Here is a 17,812-nt window from a genome sequence, read left to right on the forward strand (position 1 = left end):
AAGGTATGGACAGCGGGAATAAAGGCTACGCCTCCCTGACCGCTGGATGCAGACCGGGCGGGACTTACGTCATGTAGGTCACATCGAACGGCGGGTTTCGGCGCTCTGAATGGCGGGAAACGAGCCTGGTTCGGGTAGGGGGCAGCGTGGTTGCGGCCCCCTGGCTTCGCACCCCTGACGGACCCCGGGCACGTGTGGCCGAGATCATGTCCTACGCACTCGAACCCTACGTCAATGTGACGCCGGGGAGCTGCCCGGAAGCGTGACGAGGATGCGGCAGCCGCGTGACGATTCGGCCACCCCGATATGCCCTCCGTGCAGGCCGACGGCCCAGCGGGCGATGGCGAGCCCCAGTCCGGTGCCGCCGTCGCCGCCGTTCGCGCTGCCCCGGTTGAACCGCTCGAAGACGCGGTGGCGCTCGGCCTCCGGGATGCCGGGGCCTTCGTCCCGGACCTCCAGCGCGAGGCTCCCGGGGGTCTCGCCGGCCCGGGCCCGGACGGTGACCCGGCCGTGCGGGGGGCTGTGCTTGACCGCGTTGTCGATCAGGTTCGCCACCACCTGGTGCAGCCGCTCGGCGTCCGCGTACGCCGTCAGTTCGGGCGGGAACACGTCCAGGTGCAGGTGGACGTCGTTGCGGGTGTGCCCGCCGGATCCGGAGAGCAGGCCCGGCCGGCCGGCGGCCGCCAGACCCGACTCCTTCAGGACCCCGGACAGGTACGGCCACACCTCGAAGCGGCGGGCCTTCAGCGGCACCACCCCGTTGTCGACCCGGGACAGGTCCAGCAGGGTCTCCACGAGCCGGCCCAGGCGCTCGGTCTGCTTGAGCATCGTCCGCATGGTCTCCGGGTCGGCCTTGGAGACCCCGTCCACCACGTTCTCCAGCACCGCCCGCAGGGCCGCGATCGGCGTGCGCAGCTCGTGCGAGACGTTGGCGACCAGCTCCTTGCGGTGCCGGTCCACGGCCTCCAGGTCGTCCGCCATCAGGTTGATCGTGGACGCCAGGTCGCCCAGCTCGTCGCGGCGCCCGGCCCCGCGCACCCGGCGCGTGTAGTCGCCGTGGGAGATCGCCCGGGCCACCCGGGTCATGTCGTCCAGCGGCGCCGTCAGGCCGTGCGCCACGAACTGGGTGATCAGCATCGAGGCGATCACCGAGAAGACCGTGATGAACCGCAGCTCCGTGTCCGTGCGCAGCGCCACCATCAACAGCCCGGTGGTGATGAACACCGAGACCACGACGAGCGTGCCCAGCTTCGTCTTGATCGAGAACGGCGAGAACGGCCGGAGCCCCCCGTCGGGGCGCCCGCCGCTCACGCCTGCGCCGGGGTCTCCAGGGCGTACCCGACGCCGTGGACCGTACGGATCCGCTCCGCCCCGATCTTCCGGCGCAGGGCCTTGATGTGGCTGTCGACCGTCCGGGTCCCGGAGGCGTCGGCCCAGTCCCACACCTCGGCGAGCAGCTGCTCGCGCGAGAGCACCGCCCGAGGGGTGCCGGCCAGGCACACCAGCAGGTCGAACTCGGTGGGCGTCAGGTGGACGTCCTCGGTCTGGACCCGGACCCGGCGCTGCGCGTGGTCGATCTCCAGGTCGCCCAGGCGCAGGGTGGCCCCGCGCGGGGTGGTGGCGGCGAGGGTGGCCCGCTCCACGCGGCGCAGCAGGACGTGGACCCGCGCCGCGAGCTCGCGCATCGAGAACGGCTTGGTCATGTAGTCGTCGGCGCCGACGCCGAGCCCGACCAGCATGTCGGTCTCGTCGTCCCGCGCGGTGAGCATCAGCACCGGGACCGGCCGCTGCGCCTGGACCCGGCGGCAGACCTCCAGGCCGTCGAAGCCGGGCAGCATCACGTCGAGGACCAGCAGCTCGGGCTGCCAGCTCTCGGCCGCCGCCACGGCCGCCGGGCCGTCGAAGGCGGCCTGCACCTGGAAGCCCTCGGCGCGCAGCCGGGCCGCGATCGCGTCGGCGATCGTGCGATCGTCCTCGACCACGAGCACGCGCCGCTGGGCGCCGGGGGTGGCCGCGGCGCCGCCGTGGGTGGTGTGTGTCTGTTCCATTTCCCGCCCCTGAAGATCCGCGTGGTAGGGGTGCAGCGTAGAGGAGGCACCGGCCTGCGGCTATGCGGGGTTCAGACAGGGAAACTGGCGGAACCGACTATTCCGATTACGGCGTGAATGGGGATATGGGCGGTGATGCCGGGTGGCCGTCCGCCACGGCACGGCCACCCGGGGCACGGTGATCGTCGGCCACCGCGCGCTTTTGTCGACCCCCTACAGGGCCAGGCCGTGCCCGTACGGGAACACCGGGCCGACCGCGCCGTTCGGCACGTCCGCAGCTCGTACGGGGTGCGCAGCCGCAGCACCGCCGGCTCCGCCGCGCCCGCCCGGCCACCAGTCCGCCGTACCCCGCCGCGACGGCAGCCGGGACGGCAGGCGGGTCGGCGGCCGTCCGGACCGTCCTACTCGGCCTCGAACGGGGGGAGCTCGTCGAGCGCGCTGCGCAGGGCCGGCGTCAGCGACTCCTGGCCGGCCGCCACCTCGTGGCCCTCGTGCACGAAGGCGTAGCGGAATCCGTCGAACACCGTCGCGCCGCCCTTCGGGACCTTCGGCAGGTGCGCGAAATCCGCCTGCCCCAGCGCGGTGCGCAGCCTGGCCAGCCGCTCCGGCGGCAGCTTCCCGGAGCCGGCCGGGCGCGCCTGCCCGTCCAGCCGGGTCCACGACCCGTCGCCCTTGATCAGCAGCGTGCTCGTCCTGCCCGCGATGCCACCGCTACGGGTGACCGTGAGCAGGCGTTCCCCCGCCGAGGACGGCCCCGGGGAGACGGGGGAGCCGGGCGCGGACGAGCCCGCCGGGGGGCCGCTGGGCTTCCCCGGCGCCGGCTGGGCTCCCGTCGCACCCGACGAGGGCCCCGGGGACGGCTGCGCAGGTCCCGACGCGGTCGTGCCGCCACCGGACGAGGTGCCGGCGGCCGGCCCGGCCGACGTGCCGCCGCCTCCGGATCCGCATCCCGCCAGGACCACCGCACTCAGCAGCACCGCCGCCGCCGCTCGTGACGCGCGCACACCCACCCCCGGAGGTTTTCGGGCCGACCCCCGAGTATGGAGCGGACACGGCTCGTACGGATAGCACCAGGAGGACGACATCCGCCGCATCGCCGCCGCCTGGCGCTGGCTGCCGCCGCTGCTCGCCGTCCTCCTCGGCCTCTGGGGGCCGCGCCGCGGCGGCAGCATGTGGCGCGACGAGTCCGTCACCTGGCAGGTGGCGCACCGGCCCCTCGGCGGGACAGCGGAGCTGCTCGGCCAGGTCGACGCCGTGCACGGGCTGTACTACCTGCTGATGCACGCCGTCTTCCAGGCCTGGGACGGCGGCCTGTGGGCGCTGCGGCTGCCGTCCGTCGCCGCCACCGCCCTCGCGGCCGCCGGGGTGGCCGCGATCGCCCACCGGCTCGCCGGGGAGCGGGCCGCGCTGTGCTCCGGGGTCGTCTACGCCGTGCTGCCGCCCGTGCAGATGTACGCGCAGGAGGGCCGCTCGTACGCCCTCGTCGCGGCCGCCGTGGTGTGGGCGACGTACCTGATGCTGCGCGAGCGGTGGGCCGCGTACACCGCGGTCCTGCTGCTGGGCTGCTGGCTGCACGAGTTCGCCGCCCTGGCCCTGCTCGCGCACGCGGTCACCGCGCGGCGCTCGCGCGGCTGGCGGTGGAGCGCCGCCGTGGTGGTGCTCCTGCTGCTGCCGCTGGCCGCCGTGAGCGTCCGGCAGGCGGAACGGCAGCTGGGCTGGCTCGGGCGGCCCGGCTGGCAGGACTGGGCGGCGTACGGGGTGCTCGCGGCGGCCGTGCTGCTGCTCGCCCGGGGCCCCGCCGCGCCCAGGGAGCTCGTACGGGTGGCCGTGCCGCTGGCGCTGCTGCCCCCCGGCCTGCTCATGGCGATCTCCCTCGTCCACCCCTGGTACGTCGACCGGTACGTGCTCTACGCCCTGGCCGGGCTCGCCCTGCTGGCCGGAACCCGCCTCGCCGCGGCCCGGCGCCGCCGGCCGTGGCTGCTCACGGCCGCCCTGCTGGTGCCGTTCGGCTGGTGGTCGGTCTGGCTGCGCACGCCCGACAGCCGCAAGGACGACGTGCTCGCGGTGGCCGCCGCGGTCCGGGAACGGGCCCGGCCGGGTGACGCGGTGCTGTTCATGCCCTCACGGCGGCGCGAGTGGCTGCTGTCCTCGCCGGAGCTCTACGGGACCCTGCACGACCTGGCCCTGGCCCGCACCCCGGCGGCTTCGCGCAGCCTCCAGGGCACGGAACTGCCGGCGGAGCAGATCTGGGCCCGCCTGGTGGACGCCCCCCGGGTGGTGGCCCTGCTCGATCCGGCGGACCAGCCGCTGGACGCGTACCCCAGGGAAGCGGTCAAACGGCAGACGCTGGCCTCGCACTTCGACCTCTGCTCGATGGACGAGGTCCGGGGAGCCCGCATCGCGGTCTACGCGCAGCCGGGGCAGTGCCCGTGAGGGGCCGCCCTCGGCGTTCGCCGGCCGGGCGGCTACTGCCCGCCCCGGGTGCGGAGGTCGTTCATGTGGAACACCTTGTCGAAGCGGCGCTCTCCGACGGCGACGAAGTCCGGGAGGCGGCCGTATTCGGTGAAGCCGAGTGAGCGGTACAGCGCCAGGGCGCGGGTGTTGTCGCCCCGGGCGTCCAGGGTGAGGACCTCGATGCCCGCGGCCGCCGCGTCCGCGACCAGGGCCGCGGTGAGCGTCCGGCCGATGCCGCGCCCGTGGGCGGCGGCGTCCACCGCGACCTTCTCCAGATCGGCGTGCGGGCGGTGCGTCGGCCGGGCGTAGCGCCGCCAGTAGCCCAGCCCGACGAGGCGGCCGCCCAGGTGGGCGACGCGCAGGGCCGCGTCCCCGGCCCGGGCCTGCGACAGCACCTCGTCGAGCAACTCCGCGACCTCGTCCGCCGAGGGCGGGTCGACCCAGCCGAGCGCCGCGCCGCCGGCGACCAGGTCCGCCAGGACGCGGTGGACCGCCTCCGGATCGGGAGTCCACTCGGAGTGGTCCAGGACGGTGATCGTTTCCGGCTCCATGTCCGCACCCTAGAGGACGGGAGGCGGGTCGGCCCCGCCCGTACCCTCGTCCCCCCGGAGCAGGCGGGCCCGGAACGCGGGGCAGGGGGAAGGCGTATCAGGTCCGAGTGGCGAGTGGGTTCCCCGGTGCCCCGGTGCCCCGGTGCCCCGGTGTTCGGCACAGGATCCTCGCGAACTACCGCACCGAAAAAGCACTTTGCCGGCGAATTCGGGTGCCGTAGGAAGATGTCCGGCGGGCCCCCGAAGCGAAGGCCCGCCGACCCGACCGGAGGTGCCGCATGACCACGCCCCGCCCCGCCACCGCCCTGCCCGGACCGCTGCCCGGACCGCTGGTCGGGGCGGACTGGCTGGCCGGCCGCCTCGGCGAGCCGGGGACCGTCGTGTTCGACGCCTCCGTCGGCGCCCACCGCGGCGCCGGCCGGCGGATCCCCGGCGCCCGGCCCTTCGACCTCGACGGCGCCCTGTCCGACCACGATGCCCCCGCCCCGCACACCATGCCCGGTGCCGCCGCGTTCGAGGACGCGATACGCGCGCTCGGCGTCGACGACACCGACACCGTCGTCGTCTACGACGGCGCCGGCATCTACTCCAGCGCCCGGGCCTGGTGGATGCTGCGCGCCATGGGCTTCGACCGGGCCGCCGTCCTGGACGGCGGCCTGCCCGCCTGGACCGCCGCCGGGCTGCCCGTAGAGGAGTGCGGACCCGCGTACGAGGGCCCGCGCGGCTCCTTCACCGCCCGGCCCCGGACCGGGCTGCTGGTCGACGCCGGTGCGGTCCGCGCGGCCCTGGCCGATCCGTCCGCCGTCGTACTGGACGCCCGTACCCGCGGGCGCTTCACCGGCACGGCTCCGGAGCCGCGGGCCGGCCTGCGCGGCGGCCACATGCCGGGCGCGGTGAACCTGCCGTTCGGGGACCTCCAGCGCGACGGCCTGATGCGGCCCGCGGCGGAACTCCGCGCGGCCTTCACCGCGTTGACCGGGGACAGGGGGCGGCTGTACTTCAGCTGCGGCTCGGGCGTGACGGCGTGCGTCCTGGCCCTGGGCGCCACGCTGGCCGGGTACGAGTCGCTCGCCGTGTACGACGGCTCGTGGACCGACTGGGCGATGCGCCCGGAGCTGCCCGCGTTGACCGGCCGGCGGGGGCAGCTCTTCGACGGCGCCGCGTCCGGGGACCGGTTCGCCACGCCCGCGACGGGCGACGAGCGGGTCCTGCTCACCGACTTCCTGGCGGCGCAGCGCGCGACGCTGGAGCTGAAGTGCGCGGGCCTGGAGGCCGAGCTGGCCCTGCGGTCGGTGGAGCCGTCCACGCTCTCGCTGCTCGGCCTGGTCCGCCACCTCGCCGACATGGAGCGCCGCTGGTTCCGCCGGGTCCTGGCCGGGCAGCACGCGCCCGCCCTGTTCTCCTCGGACGCGGACCCGGACGGCGACTTCGACAGGGCGGTGTCCGGTCCGGAAGCCGTCGCGACGGCGTGGGAGGCATGGCGGGACGAGGTCGCGTTCGCGCAGTCGTTCACGGCCGCGGCGCCCGACCTGGACGTGGAGGCCGACGACGAGTGGCGCGGGAAGGTGTCCCTGCGCTGGGTGCTCATCCACATGATCGAGGAGTACGCCCGCCACAACGGCCACGCCGACCTGCTGCGCGAACGGATCGACGGTGCGATCGGCGTCTGAAACGGTGGTGGAGGGGGGATAACCCCACACGGTGCCCGGGTACGGCCCCCATCGTGAGACGGGTCCGCCGACAGGACACTGGTGCGCATGTCCTCTCACGTCACGTCATTGCGGTTCAGCCGGACGGTGGTCGTCGTCCTCGCCGCCGGACTGCTCTTCTACGGCTGCTCCTTCGAGGACGAGCGGGACAGGACGGCGACCGCCGACGCGACGGTCGCAGGGGCCGTCACCGCGGTCGAGGTGAAGAGCGTGCGGCGCGGCTCCATCGAGGTCGTCGCCGGCACCGGGACGGCGGTATCCCTGCAGCGCACGGTCCACTACCGGGGCGACAGCGCGCCGAAGCCGGGCGGCGAACAGGTCTCGGGAGGCGTCCTGCGCCTCACGGACGGCTGCTCGGACGCCTGCTTCATCGACTACCGCCTCCAGGTCCCGGCCTCGGTCACGGTCAGACTGGAGAGCGGCAGCGGCCGCATCGCCGTGGCCGGGGTGGCGGGGGCCGAGCTCTCGTCCTCCTCCGGCGACGTCACGGCCGACCGGATCGCGGGCCCGCTGAAGGTCCGTACGTCGTCCGGGTCGGTCACCGCCACCGGCCTGACCGGCCCGACCGCGGAGGTCCACGCCTCCTCGGGCGACGCCCGCCTGACGTTCGCGATGCCGCCGGTGTCGGTGTCCGCGCAGAGCGGCTCCGGGGACGTCGCGCTCCGGCTCCCGCAAGGCCCGTACCGGATCACGACCGTCACCTCATCGGGCAGACGGGACATCCCCCTCCTGTCCACCCCGACGGCCCCGTCCCACCTCTCGGTCCGGACCTCCTCGGGTGACATCCGCATCGAGGGCGTTTAAGGGCCTGTCGTCAAACTTCCGTCTGCCCGGATCGGGCCCGAGGGGCGTTTCAAGGGCGCATGCGCCGCGCGAGTGCGCTCCGCAATGCCTCACCCCGTGTGCCACTTTTAGGCCAACCCCCGATCGGCGCCGGCGCCCCGGTGCCAGCATCGGCCGCTATGACGCCGTATGCGCTCGCCGCCCCGCCGCCGTTCGTACCGGACAACTGCCAGAACGGGCCGGGGGACTGGAGCGCCGTCGGGTCGGCCAGTGCGATGAGCGCGTTCTGCGGGATCTTCGCCGGCTTCGTCTTCGCCGGGGTCGTCGTGGTGATCGGCGAGAAGAACCCGCCGGGCGGGGACGGCCACGCCTCGCGCGGCCTGCGGCTCCTGCTGCCCTGCTTCTTCGGCCTCGCGGCGGCCTCGTACCTGTACGCGCTGGCCTCCGGCGAGCTGGTGTGCCTGCGCGCCACGACGGAGCAGCTGTTCTCCGGGGCGATCCTCGCGGCGGACGCCGTCGTGGTGATCGCCGGACTGGCCTGGCTGCTGCCCGCGTACCAACGCAACCGGCACGGCGAGGTCCACTTCTTCCGCGGCCTGGTCCAGTTCGCCGCGCAGTTCTCGGTGCTGATGCTGATCGTGTCGTCCATCGGCTTCGACAACGCGGTACTGCGCCGGCACGCGTCCCCCTGGTCCGACGCGGCGTCATGGGTGAGCGGGGCCGCGCTGATGCTGCTGGTCCTCCTGTGCTGGTGGCGGCCCGTCCCCGGCCCGCCCCCGCCCCTCCCTTTGCGCAGGGCCACTGGCGGGACGAGACCACCCTCAACCGCCGGGTCTCGGCGTGCGCCTGGACGACCCTCCTGCTCAGCGGCCTGCTCGCGGTGGCCAGCGGAATCGCCGTGGGCATCCCCTACGAGGCCTGGACCGACATGCCGCACTGGCTGGTCTACGCACTGGGCGAGGCGGGCCTGCTGATCCCGGGAGCGGTGGTCGTGGCCGCGGTCCGGTCCCTGCCCCGCCCCTGACGCGGATCCGAGTGTTCACCCCGGGCGAACGGAGGTGGGGAACATTGGGAGGCGCACATGCATTGAGTCGGCATAGCTCAACTTCACTGCCGGAGGGAAGATCATGGCTTCGACGTCCGTAACGCTCACTCTGCCCGTACTGCCGCTCGACGACGAGGTCGTGCTGCCGGGGATGGTCGTTCCGCTGGACCTGTCCGATGCCGAGGTGCGGGGAGCCGTCGAAGCCGCCCAGGCGGCGGTCCGCAGCGGGAAGCCCCGGGTGCTGCTCGTGCCGCGGGTCGACGGGAAGTACGCCGGCACCGGTGTGCTCGGGACCGTCGAGCAGGTGGGGCGGCTCTCCGACGGGGACCCCGGCGCGTTGATCCGCGGTATCGGCCGCGTCCGGATCGGAGCCGGGACCACCGGCCCCGGCGCGGCGCTCTGGGTCGAGGGCGAGAGCGTCGACGAACGGCTCGCGGATCCGCTGCCCGGGGCCGTCACCGAACTCGTCAAGGAGTACAAGGCGCTCGCCACCACCTGGCTCAAGAAGCGCGGAGCCTGGCAGGTCGTGGACCGGGTCCAGCAGATCGAGGGCGTGTCGGCGCTCGCCGACAATTCCGGGTACTCGCCGTTCCTGACCGTCGCCCAGAAGGTCGAGCTGCTGGAGACCGCCGACCCGGTGGCCCGCCTCCGGCTCGCCGTCACCTGGCTCCGCGACCACCTCGCCGAACAGGACGTCGCCGAGTCCATCGCCAAGGACGTCCAGGACGGCGTCGACAAGCAGCAGCGCGAGTTCCTGCTGCGCCGCCAGCTCGAGGCCGTGCGCAAGGAACTGCGCGAACTGAACGGCGAGAAGGAAGGCGAGGAGTCCGACGACTACCGGGCCCGCGTCGAGGGGGCCGACCTCCCCGAGAAGGTCCGCGAGGCCGCGCTCAAGGAGGTCGACAAGCTGGAGCGGTCCAGCGACCAGTCCCCGGAGGGCTCCTGGATCCGCACCTGGCTGGACACCGTGCTGGAGCTGCCGTGGAACGAGCGGACCGAGGACGAGTACGACATCCGCGGCGCCCGGGCCGTCCTGGACGCCGAGCACGCCGGGCTCAGCGACGTGAAGGACCGCATCACCGAGTACCTGGCCGTGCGCAAGCGGCGTTCCGAGCGCGGCATGGGCGTCATCGGCGGGCGGCGCGGCGGAGCCGTGCTCGCCCTCGTCGGACCCCCCGGCGTGGGCAAGACCTCCCTCGGGGAGTCCGTCGCGCACGCGATGGGCCGCAAGTTCGTCCGCGTCGCCCTCGGCGGCGTCCGGGACGAGGCCGAGATCCGCGGCCACCGCCGTACGTACGTCGGCGCGCTGCCCGGCCGGATCGTCCGCGCCATCAAGGAAGCCGGGTCCATGAACCCCGTGGTCCTGCTCGACGAGATCGACAAGGTGGGCTCCGACTTCCGCGGAGACCCGGCCGCGGCCCTGCTGGAGGTCCTGGACCCGGCCCAGAACCACACCTTCCGGGACCACTACCTGGAGGTCGAGCTGGACCTGAGCGACGTGGTGTTCCTGGCCACCGCCAACGTCCTGGAGTCCATCCCGGAGGCCCTCGCCGACCGCATGGAGCTCGTCCGTCTCGACGGTTACACCGAGGACGAGAAGGTCGTCATCGCCCGCGACCACCTGCTGCCCCGCCAGCTGGAGCGCGCCGGCCTCGGCGCCGACGAGGTGGTCCTGGAGGAGGACGCCCTGCGCAAGCTGGCCGGCGAGTACACCCGCGAGGCCGGCGTGCGCACCCTGGAGCGCTCCATCGCCCGGCTCCTGCGCAAGGTGGCCTCCCAGCACGAGCTGGGGGAGATGCAGCTGCCGCTGCGCATCGGCGCCGAGGACCTGCGCGCGCTCATCGGGCGCCCGCACCACGTCCCGGAATCCGCACAGGACCCCGCCGAGCGGCGCACTGCCGTCCCCGGCGTGGCCACCGGGCTCGCGGTGACCGGCGCGGGCGGTGACGTCCTCTTCGTCGAGGCCTCGCTGGCCGACCCGGAGACGGGCGCCGCAGGGCTCACCCTGACCGGGCAGCTCGGCGACGTGATGAAGGAGTCCGCGCAGATCGCGCTCAGCTTCCTGCGCTCCCACGGCGCCGAACTGGAGCTCCCGGTGGGCGACCTGAAGGACCGGGGCGTGCACATCCACTTCCCGGCCGGCGCCGTCCCCAAGGACGGGCCGAGCGCGGGCATCACGATGACGACCGCGCTGGCCTCGCTGCTGTCGGGGCGGCAGGTCCGCACCGACGTCGCCATGACCGGCGAGGTCTCGCTGACCGGGCGCGTCCTGCCCATCGGCGGGGTCAAGCAGAAGCTGCTCGCCGCGCACCGGGCCGGACTCACCACGGTGATCATCCCGAAGCGCAACGAGGCCGACCTGGACGACGTCCCGTCCGAGGTGCTGGAGGGCCTGGAGGTGCACCCGGTGACGGACGTGCGGCAGGTCCTGGAACTGGCCCTCGCGGCGGACGCCGTCCCGGTCGCCGCGGCCGCCTGACCGGCGCCCGGCGTACACGCCCCCGGCCCGGAGCCCTCCCCCCCGGACTCCGTCCGGGGGGACCCCCGGGGAGGGTCCCGGGCCGGGGGCGTGCGGGCTGCGAAATACTGGTGCCCCCGGACACCATCGATTGGGAGCAGACGTGCACGGAAGCGAAGACCAGGAGTTCCTTGCCCTGGAGCGGGAGCTGTCCGTCTTCCTCCGGCGCGCCAGGGCCTCCTCGGGGGAGATGGCGCGCGCCCTGCACCCCGAGCTGGAGCCGGCCGCGTACGGGCTGCTCGTCCGCCTGGAGGCCGCGGGCCGGCAGCGCGCCACCGAGCTCGCCGCCTACTTCGGGGTCGGCAAGGCCACCATGAGCCGGCAGCTGCGCGCCCTGGAGTTGCTCGGCCTGGTCGCGCGCGAACCCGATCCGGCCGACGGGCGGGCCTTCCTGGTCGGCCTCACGGACGAGGGGCGCGAGCGCTTCCTGCGCGTACGGGGGGCCCGGCGCGAGCAGTACATGCGCAAGCTCGCCGACTGGGACCGGGGCGAGGTCGCCGAACTGGCCCGGCTGCTGAACCAGTTGAACCAGGGCGAGGAATAACCCCCGCCGGGGATTACGGGACAGCCCTCAGAGCTCCGCGTAGGCCGCCGAGGCATCGTCGTGGCGCTTGCCGCGGGTGAGGGGGCGGGCCGGGTCCGACTCCAGGGTGCGGACCCGGGCGATCAGGCCCTGCGCGCCCTCCTTCCGCAGCACCGCCAGGCACTGGGCCCAGTCGCCCTCCCCGAACGTGTCCGTCCACCGGCTCGCTCCGTCGGTGAGCGCCGCCACCGCCCGCACCCGCTCGCGCGGGCTGCGGCCGGTCACCGCCCGGGCGGCGACCGCCGGGTCCGCGGCCGCCGTGAAGAAGCCGCCCTCCGCGTTGCGCAGCGCGTCCGCCGAGGCCCGCGTGCGCAGCAGCTCGCGCGGGATCCGGTCCAGCCGGTCGTCGAGCACCGCCGTCACCCCGCCCCCGGGCGCTTCGAGGAGCAGTACGGAATCCGAGAGCACGAGGTGCTCCACGTACGCCTCGTCCCAGCGGACCACCACCACCGTCGCCTGCGGGGTCCGTACGTGAGAAAGGTCACAGGTGTCCCGGTGTGCGTCGGCGGTGCCGCGGATGGCCTCGGCCAGGATCCGGTCCAGCGGCATGTCCCGCCGCGATCCGGACAGTTCGGTCAAACGCCCTCCGAGCCGGGCCGCGAACCAGGGCACGCCGTGCGTACAGCCCACCTCGCCGCCCGGTGGGGTGACCCCGTCCAGGGCGACGAGGACTCCGCCGCCCATGGCGGGCATCGCCGCCGATAGCCAGTCCTCGTTGGGGCGTTCCGGGTTGCCGGGGGCCGAGGCGAGGTCGATGCGCATACGGACATTCTGCCCGCCGGGCGCACCCCGGGCAGCTGCGGCGGGATGGAAGGTCCGTACCAATGCGGAGGGGGTGGGGCCGGCGCCGCCCGCCCGTCCGCACGGGGGCCCGGCGGGCCCGGGACGGGATGTGGGCGCGCATATTGCCAAAGCCCCCGTCTATCTTTCAACCACCCGTCCATGGCGACCCTCTGACGGCGCCCCGCCGAGTTGGTCGCCAACTCATCCGTGATGTTCACTCGTTCGAGTGGCCGGGTGGGCGATGTCAGGCTCTCTCCCCAACACACTGCAAAGGTCTGAGGCGGTACGAGGGGGCAGGGGGCGTTTACTTGTTGACCGGCCGTTACCTCGGCCACACGAGTAGACGAGCACGAGCACACGTACAGGATTGCGAGCACCGGTGCAGAAGAAGCGGTCTCGGAAGAACGGCACCGCCACCGACGGACCCGCCCCCGCAGGACGCCGCGTCCGCGTGCGCAGCAGGCTCGTCCTCGGCGTCGCCGTCGCCGGCCTCACCGTCCTCGCGGCCGGCGCTCCCGCCGTGGTCTCCGCGACACGGGAGCTGAACGACTCCCAGCAGCTGGTCACGCTCGCCGAGCAGGCCCAGCACACCCTCACCCTCGCGCACCTCCTCGGCGACGAGCGCGACGCCGTCGTCGAGTACGTGGCCAAGGGCCGCCCAGGCGCCCAGGCGAAGGGCCCCGTCCAGGAGCGCACCGCGCTCACCGACCGCCAGCTCGCCGAGGTCCAGAACGAGGCCGACGAGGCGCTCGCCCGCGCCCTCGCCCGCGTCCAGACCGTCCGCAACGAGGCCGTCGACGGCAAGGGCACCGCCCTCGCCGCCCAGCAGGCGTACACCGGCGTCATCGCGGAACTCCTCGCCCCCGGCGACCGGCTCGCCGTGCTGACCCCGCCGCGCGCCGTGGCCGCCCTCGCCACCACCCGCCCGCTGGCCCCCCTCGGCCAGGCCGTCGAACAGGCCTCGGCCACCCGCGGGCTGCTGCTGGCCGCGCTGGCCGTCCCCCGCGGCGAGCAGCCCTCCGGCACCGCGGCCGTGGACGAACTGACCACCGCCGCCCAGCGGGCCCGCGTACGCGAACAGGCCGCCCTCGACGACTTCTCCCGGGTCGCACGCCCCGACGTGCGCCAGACCCTCGCCGCCACCGTCACCGGCCCCGAGGTCAAGACGGCCGACGACCACCTCAAGCGGCTCACCGAACGGCCCACGCTGTCCACGGCCGACCGCAAGCTCGACGGCGCCACCATCGCCCCCGCGCTCACCGCCCGCATCGACCGCATGCGGTCCGTGGAGTCCACGCTCGCCGGCCAGCGGGCCACCGCGCTCGCCACCCTGCGCGACGACGACGTGACCCGGCTCGAAATGCTGGTCGCCGTCCTCGGACTGCTGTTCCTCGTCGCCGTCGGGTTCTCGACCGCCGTCGCACGCTCCCTGACCCGGCCGCTGTCCGTACTGCGCCGCGGCGCGGCCCGGCTCGCGACCCCCGAAGGCTCGGTGGAACCGGTCCGCTTCACCGGCCGCAACGACGAGTTCGCCGAAGTCGTCCGCCACCTGAACGCCGTCCGCGACCAGACCGTCGCCCTGCACACCCGGATCGCCGGCCTCGACGCGGACGGCCGCCGCCTCATCGGCCGCAACGAGGCACTGACCGCGGGCCGCGACGCGCTGGAGAAGGAACTCACCGAGCTGCGGACCGGCCTGGAAGAGCACCGCCGCATCATGTCGACGACCTCCGTGTCGCTGTCGCTGCGCACGCTCGGCCTGGTCGAGCGCCAGCTCGCCGTCATCGAGGAACTGGAGTCCAGGGAACAGGACCCGGACCGCCTCGCGACCCTGTTCAAGATGGACCACCTGGCGACGGTCATGCGCCGCCACAACGAGAACCTGCTGGTCCTCGCCGGACAGGAGCACGGTCACGGCGCCGGGGCCGTCCCCGTCCCGCTGATCGACGTCATGCGCGCCGCGGTCAGCGAGATCGAACGCTACGAGCGCGTCGACCTCACGACGCTTCCCCCGTTCACGCACGTGGCGGGGCACGCCGCCGACGACATCTCGCACGTCCTCGCCGAGCTGCTGGAGAACGCGACGACGTTCTCGCCGCCCGAGGCCAAGGTCAAGGTGTCCGGCCGGCTGCTCGACTCCGGCGACGTCGTGCTGTCCGTCGTCGACGAGGGCATCGGGATCAGCGGCGACCGCCTGGAGGCGCTGAACGCCCGCCTGGCCACCCCCGAGGCGTACGACGAGGAACCGGAAGCGGAACACGGCCTGGGCCTCGGCCTGTACGTGGCGGGACGCCTCGCGGCCCGGCACGGGGTCACGGCGGAGCTGCGCCCCGGGCGCCCCGGCGGCACGGAGGCCCTCGTGGTCGTCCCGGCCGCGCTGCTCCCGGCCACCGCGCCGACCTCGCCCGTCCACACCTTCGCCACGCCGGGCGTGCCCGAGATCCGGCTGCCGGGCGTCATCGCCGAGGCGAACGAGAACACCATCCCGCCGCGCCGGACGCCTCCGGCGGCGGAACGGGACGCGGAGCCGCAGGCCCGGGCCGAGGTCCGGGCCGAGCCCGGGCCCGCCGCCGGGCCCGGGCCCTTCACGGACCCGGGACCGGAGGCGGACGCCGAGCTCCTGCGCGCCATGGAGTGGGACCCCACTCCGCCGGCCGCCGCCGAAGGGGCCGAGCCGGTGGCCGAGGCCGCGGCCTCGGACCTGGGCGCGGAGCTGGCCGGGGAGTTCGGCCCCGACCTGGCCGGCGGCCTGGATCCCGACGCGGACACGCCCGCCCCGGCGGCCGAAGACGCACTGCCGCCCGCCGAGCAGGTTTTCACGGCCCGGGCGCCGGAGGAGGACGCGGAGCCGGTCCCGGGCGGCCGCGCCTTCGCGGACCCGGAGGCCGAGGCCGCACTGCCTCCGGCCGACCAGGTGTTCACCGCGGCGAGCGGACCGGGCGAGGAGCTGCTGGCCCGGGTCGTCCCCGACCCGGCCCCCATAGCGGAGCCGGAGTTCGAGCCGGAGCCGGAGCCGGAGTTCGAAGCCGCCCCCGAGTTCGAGCCCGCGCCGGAGCCGGAGTTCGAAGCCGCCCCGGAGTTCGAGCCCGCGCCCGCGTTCGAGCCCGCGCCGGAGCCGGAGGCCGAGGCCGCCCCCGAGGCCGTGCCGGAGCCGGAGTTCGAGCCCGCGCCGGAGCCGGAGGTCGAGCTGACCGGCGGAGACCGGCCGTTCACCCCGGCCGCCCCGGCCGCGGAGGTCCCGGGTGACCGGGATCCGGGCGACGAGCTGCTCGCGCGGGTCGTCCCCGACGCAGGACCGGAGGGCTTCGCGGGATCCGGCGCCGAGCCGGTGTCCCCCGGTCCGCTGCCCGATGCCGGGCTCCGGGCCGACGTACCGGAAGAACGCCCGTCCCTGCCCGTGCGGTCCGCCCCCGCCGTCGCCCCCGACGGCCCCGCGGAGCCCCACCGGCACGCACCCGACGAGGCCGACTGGGCCCCCCGCCAGGGGAGCCACCCCGACGCCGGACCGGACGCCGTCACCGACAAGGGCCTGCCCAAGCGGACCCCGCGCACGGTGGGCGCCCCCCGGCCCGGCCGCACCGACGCCGTGCGGCCCGAGCCGGCGCGCCGCGTCGACGCGGAGGAGCTGCGCCGCCGGCTCGGCGGCTTCTACCAGGGGACGCGGGACGGACGGCGCGTCGTGGCCGCCGAGCTCGCACAGGACACCGACCAGGGGGACACCGCACAGGAGGCACGCACATGACCGCGCCCAGTACGTACGGACTGAGCACCCAGGCCCGCAACCTGCAGTGGCTGCTGACCGACCTGGTCGAGGAGGTGCCCGGCGTCAACTCCGTCGCCGTCGTGTCCTCGGACGGCCTCCTGCTGCTGTCCTCCGACCCCGGAGGGGCCGCAGCCGGGAACCCCGCGCGCACCAAGGGCCCGCGCGGCGCCTCCGCCGACCTGGCCACCATCGTCTCCGGCCTCGGCAGCCTCACCACCGGCGCCGCCGAACTCATGGACGGCGGGGCGGTCAAGCAGACGATGGTCGCGATGGAGTACGGTTCCGTCTTCGTCATGGCCATCAGCGACGGCTCGCTCCTCGGCGTGCACGCCACACCCGACTGCGACATGAGCGTCGTGGCCTACCACATGGCGCTGTTCGTCGGCCGTGCCGGCCACGTCCTGACCCCGGAAGTCCGCAGCGAGCTGCGCCAGTCGATGGAGAAGACCACGTGAGGAGCACGGCCCCGGCGGCCGACCGGCTGCCGATACGCGGAGCCGACCGCCGGCCCGCACGCGTCCGCCCGTACTCCCTCACGGGCGGCCGCACCCGCTTCACGCAGGTCCTGCACGTGGAGACGTTCGTCGCCGCCCTCGACACCCGCGCCTCGGACCCCCAGGACCCCGCGGCGGCCACGGACCGCACGCCCGAGATGCCCGCCATCGTCGAGGTCTGCCGCCGCATGCGCACCATCGCCGAGATATCCGCGCTGCTGAAGCTGCCGCTCGGGGTGGTCCGCGTGCTGGTCAGCGACCTCGCCGACCAGGGACGCATACGCGTCTACGGGACGGGGCACGGCCCCGGCCGCCCCGAACGCGCGCTGCTGGAAAGGGTGCTCAGTGGTCTTCGCCGTCTCTGACCCGCCCGTCCGTCCCGCCGCCCCGGACGACGAGCCCGTCCAGCCCTGGCAGTACGACCGCTCCCGCGCGCCCGTCGCCGTCAAGGTGCTCGTCGCCGGAGGCTTCGGCGTCGGCAAGACCACCTTCGTCTCGTCCGTCTCCGAGATCACCCCGCTGCGCACCGAGGCGGTGATGACCCAGGCCAGCCTCCCCACGGACGACCTCTCCGCCACGCCGGACAAGGGCACCACCACCGTCGCGATGGACTTCGGCCGCGTCACCCTCGACGACGACCTCGTGCTGTACGTGTACGGGACCCCGGGCCAGGAGCGGTTCTGGTTCATGTGGGACGACCTGGTGCGCGGTGCCATCGGCGGCATCGTCCTGGCCGACACGCGCCGGCTGCGCGACTGCTTCCCGGCCCTCGACTACTTCGAGAGCTGCGGGCTCCCGTACGCCGTCGCCGTCAACCACTTCGAGGGCTCGCGCGCGTACGAACCGCAGGACGTGCGCGAGGCGCTGACCATCCCGGCGCACGTACCGGTGGAGATCATGGACGCGCGGCGCCGGGACACGGTCGTCGCCTCCCTGCTGACGCTGGTGGGACACGCCCTCGACGCGACGCCCGCGTAGGCTCCCGGGCCCCCGGAACCGCCCGGCCTCCCGAACCGCCCGGCTTCCGGATCCGCTGAGCCTCCGGAACCGCCGAACCGTCGAACCGCCGTACTGCCGACCC

General features: G+C 74.5%; 15 protein-coding genes and 1 pseudogene. 11 read left to right on the forward strand and 5 right to left on the reverse strand.

What is annotated here, in order from left to right; genetic code table 11:
- Nucleotides 1-231: 231 nt before the first annotated feature.
- From ACIPK4_RS04650 to ACIPK4_RS04660, 3 genes are all read right to left on the reverse strand, one after another.
- Nucleotides 232-1,311 carry an ATP-binding protein gene (locus ACIPK4_RS04650; protein WP_402309265.1) on the reverse strand — a complete coding sequence of 360 codons (1,080 nt, stop codon included), beginning with the start codon at nt 1,309-1,311 and terminating at the stop codon, nt 232-234.
- Nucleotides 1,308-2,048: a response regulator transcription factor gene (locus ACIPK4_RS04655; RefSeq protein WP_402309267.1), complete on the reverse strand. Its 741-nt coding sequence runs from the start codon at nt 2,046-2,048 to the stop codon at nt 1,308-1,310. Before ACIPK4_RS04655 ends, ACIPK4_RS04650 begins: the two co-directional genes overlap by 4 nt.
- Before the next feature lie 401 nt (nt 2,049-2,449).
- The gene (locus tag ACIPK4_RS04660; RefSeq protein WP_402309268.1) at nt 2,450-3,052 is read right to left on the reverse strand and encodes a hypothetical protein; all 603 of its coding nucleotides are present in this window, start codon (nt 3,050-3,052) and stop codon (nt 2,450-2,452) included.
- A 166-nt stretch (nt 3,053-3,218) separates the two neighbouring features.
- On the opposite strand from ACIPK4_RS04660, the gene ACIPK4_RS04665 reads away from it, so the two are divergent.
- Nucleotides 3,219-4,481 carry a hypothetical protein gene (locus ACIPK4_RS04665; protein ID WP_402309270.1) on the forward strand — a complete coding sequence of 421 codons (1,263 nt, stop codon included), beginning with the start codon at nt 3,219-3,221 and terminating at the stop codon, nt 4,479-4,481.
- 32 nt (nt 4,482-4,513) lie between these two features.
- Here ACIPK4_RS04665 and ACIPK4_RS04670 read toward each other — a convergent pair whose 3' ends face one another.
- Nucleotides 4,514-5,053: a GNAT family N-acetyltransferase gene (locus tag ACIPK4_RS04670; protein WP_402309272.1), complete on the reverse strand. Its 540-nt coding sequence runs from the start codon at nt 5,051-5,053 to the stop codon at nt 4,514-4,516.
- Nucleotides 5,054-5,331: 278 nt separating this feature from the next.
- Here ACIPK4_RS04670 and ACIPK4_RS04675 point away from each other — a divergent pair.
- From ACIPK4_RS04675 to ACIPK4_RS04700, 6 genes and pseudogenes are all read left to right on the forward strand, one after another.
- A pseudogene (locus ACIPK4_RS04675) lies at nt 5,332-6,186 on the forward strand (sulfurtransferase); the annotation flags it as partial.
- Entirely contained in the window at nt 6,178-6,723 is a 546-nt protein-coding gene (locus ACIPK4_RS04680; protein ID WP_402309711.1) for a DinB family protein, read from the forward strand. The pseudogene ACIPK4_RS04675 and the gene ACIPK4_RS04680, both read left to right, overlap by 9 nt.
- An 87-nt stretch (nt 6,724-6,810) precedes the next feature.
- The gene (locus ACIPK4_RS04685; protein ID WP_402309274.1) at nt 6,811-7,566 is read left to right on the forward strand and encodes a DUF4097 family beta strand repeat-containing protein; all 756 of its coding nucleotides are present in this window, start codon (nt 6,811-6,813) and stop codon (nt 7,564-7,566) included.
- 158 nt (nt 7,567-7,724) lie between these two features.
- Complete coding sequence (locus ACIPK4_RS04690; RefSeq protein ID WP_402309275.1) at nt 7,725-8,519, forward strand: hypothetical protein; 795 nt, start codon at nt 7,725-7,727, stop codon at nt 8,517-8,519.
- 153 nt (nt 8,520-8,672) lie between these two features.
- Nucleotides 8,673-11,069: an endopeptidase La gene (gene lon / locus ACIPK4_RS04695; RefSeq protein WP_402309277.1), complete on the forward strand. Its 2,397-nt coding sequence runs from the start codon at nt 8,673-8,675 to the stop codon at nt 11,067-11,069.
- Nucleotides 11,070-11,166: 97 nt separating this feature from the next.
- Nucleotides 11,167-11,652, forward strand: a complete 486-nt coding sequence (locus ACIPK4_RS04700; protein WP_402309713.1) for a MarR family winged helix-turn-helix transcriptional regulator — start codon at nt 11,167-11,169, stop codon at nt 11,650-11,652.
- Nucleotides 11,653-11,679: 27 nt separating this feature from the next.
- Here the strand turns inward: ACIPK4_RS04700 and ACIPK4_RS04705 are convergent, their stop codons facing one another.
- Nucleotides 11,680-12,453 (reverse strand): hypothetical protein, encoded by a 774-nt coding sequence (locus tag ACIPK4_RS04705; RefSeq protein ID WP_402309279.1) that lies wholly within the window; start codon nt 12,451-12,453, stop codon nt 11,680-11,682.
- Between the two features lie 472 nt (nt 12,454-12,925).
- On the opposite strand from ACIPK4_RS04705, the gene ACIPK4_RS04710 reads away from it, so the two are divergent.
- The 4 genes from ACIPK4_RS04710 to ACIPK4_RS04725 are packed head-to-tail and all read left to right on the forward strand — an operon-like array spanning nt 12,926 to nt 17,709.
- On the forward strand, nt 12,926-16,216 hold the full coding sequence (locus ACIPK4_RS04710; RefSeq protein ID WP_402309280.1) for a nitrate- and nitrite sensing domain-containing protein: 3,291 nt from the start codon (nt 12,926-12,928) through the stop codon (nt 16,214-16,216).
- Nucleotides 16,213-16,692: a roadblock/LC7 domain-containing protein gene (locus ACIPK4_RS04715; RefSeq protein WP_402309282.1), complete on the forward strand. Its 480-nt coding sequence runs from the start codon at nt 16,213-16,215 to the stop codon at nt 16,690-16,692. The genes ACIPK4_RS04710 and ACIPK4_RS04715 overlap by 4 nt, the downstream gene beginning before the upstream one ends.
- The gene (locus ACIPK4_RS04720; protein ID WP_402309284.1) at nt 16,689-17,096 is read left to right on the forward strand and encodes a DUF742 domain-containing protein; all 408 of its coding nucleotides are present in this window, start codon (nt 16,689-16,691) and stop codon (nt 17,094-17,096) included. The genes ACIPK4_RS04715 and ACIPK4_RS04720 overlap by 4 nt, the downstream gene beginning before the upstream one ends.
- Complete coding sequence (locus ACIPK4_RS04725) at nt 17,077-17,709, forward strand: GTP-binding protein (RefSeq protein ID WP_402309286.1); 633 nt, start codon at nt 17,077-17,079, stop codon at nt 17,707-17,709. The genes ACIPK4_RS04720 and ACIPK4_RS04725 overlap by 20 nt, the downstream gene beginning before the upstream one ends.
- Nucleotides 17,710-17,812 lie beyond the last annotated feature (103 nt).

Origin of the sequence: Streptomyces sp. NPDC086989, from assembly GCF_044745505.1 — a bacterium.
Lineage (GTDB): Bacteria > Actinomycetota > Actinomycetes > Streptomycetales > Streptomycetaceae > Streptomyces.

Coding starts and splice junctions, on each gene's coding strand:
- ACIPK4_RS04655 (WP_402309267.1), bottom strand. CDS start 2,048: ATGGAACAGACACACACCACCCACGGCGGCGCCGCGGCCACCCCCGGC.
- ACIPK4_RS04665 (WP_402309270.1), top strand. CDS start 3,219: ATGTGGCGCGACGAGTCCGTCACCTGGCAGGTGGCGCACCGGCCCCTC.
- ACIPK4_RS04670 (WP_402309272.1), bottom strand. CDS start 5,053: ATGGAGCCGGAAACGATCACCGTCCTGGACCACTCCGAGTGGACTCCC.
- ACIPK4_RS04685 (WP_402309274.1), top strand. CDS start 6,811: ATGTCCTCTCACGTCACGTCATTGCGGTTCAGCCGGACGGTGGTCGTC.
- ACIPK4_RS04690 (WP_402309275.1), top strand. CDS start 7,725: ATGACGCCGTATGCGCTCGCCGCCCCGCCGCCGTTCGTACCGGACAAC.
- lon (WP_402309277.1), top strand. CDS start 8,673: ATGGCTTCGACGTCCGTAACGCTCACTCTGCCCGTACTGCCGCTCGAC.
- ACIPK4_RS04705 (WP_402309279.1), bottom strand. CDS start 12,453: ATGCGCATCGACCTCGCCTCGGCCCCCGGCAACCCGGAACGCCCCAAC.
- ACIPK4_RS04715 (WP_402309282.1), top strand. CDS start 16,213: ATGACCGCGCCCAGTACGTACGGACTGAGCACCCAGGCCCGCAACCTG.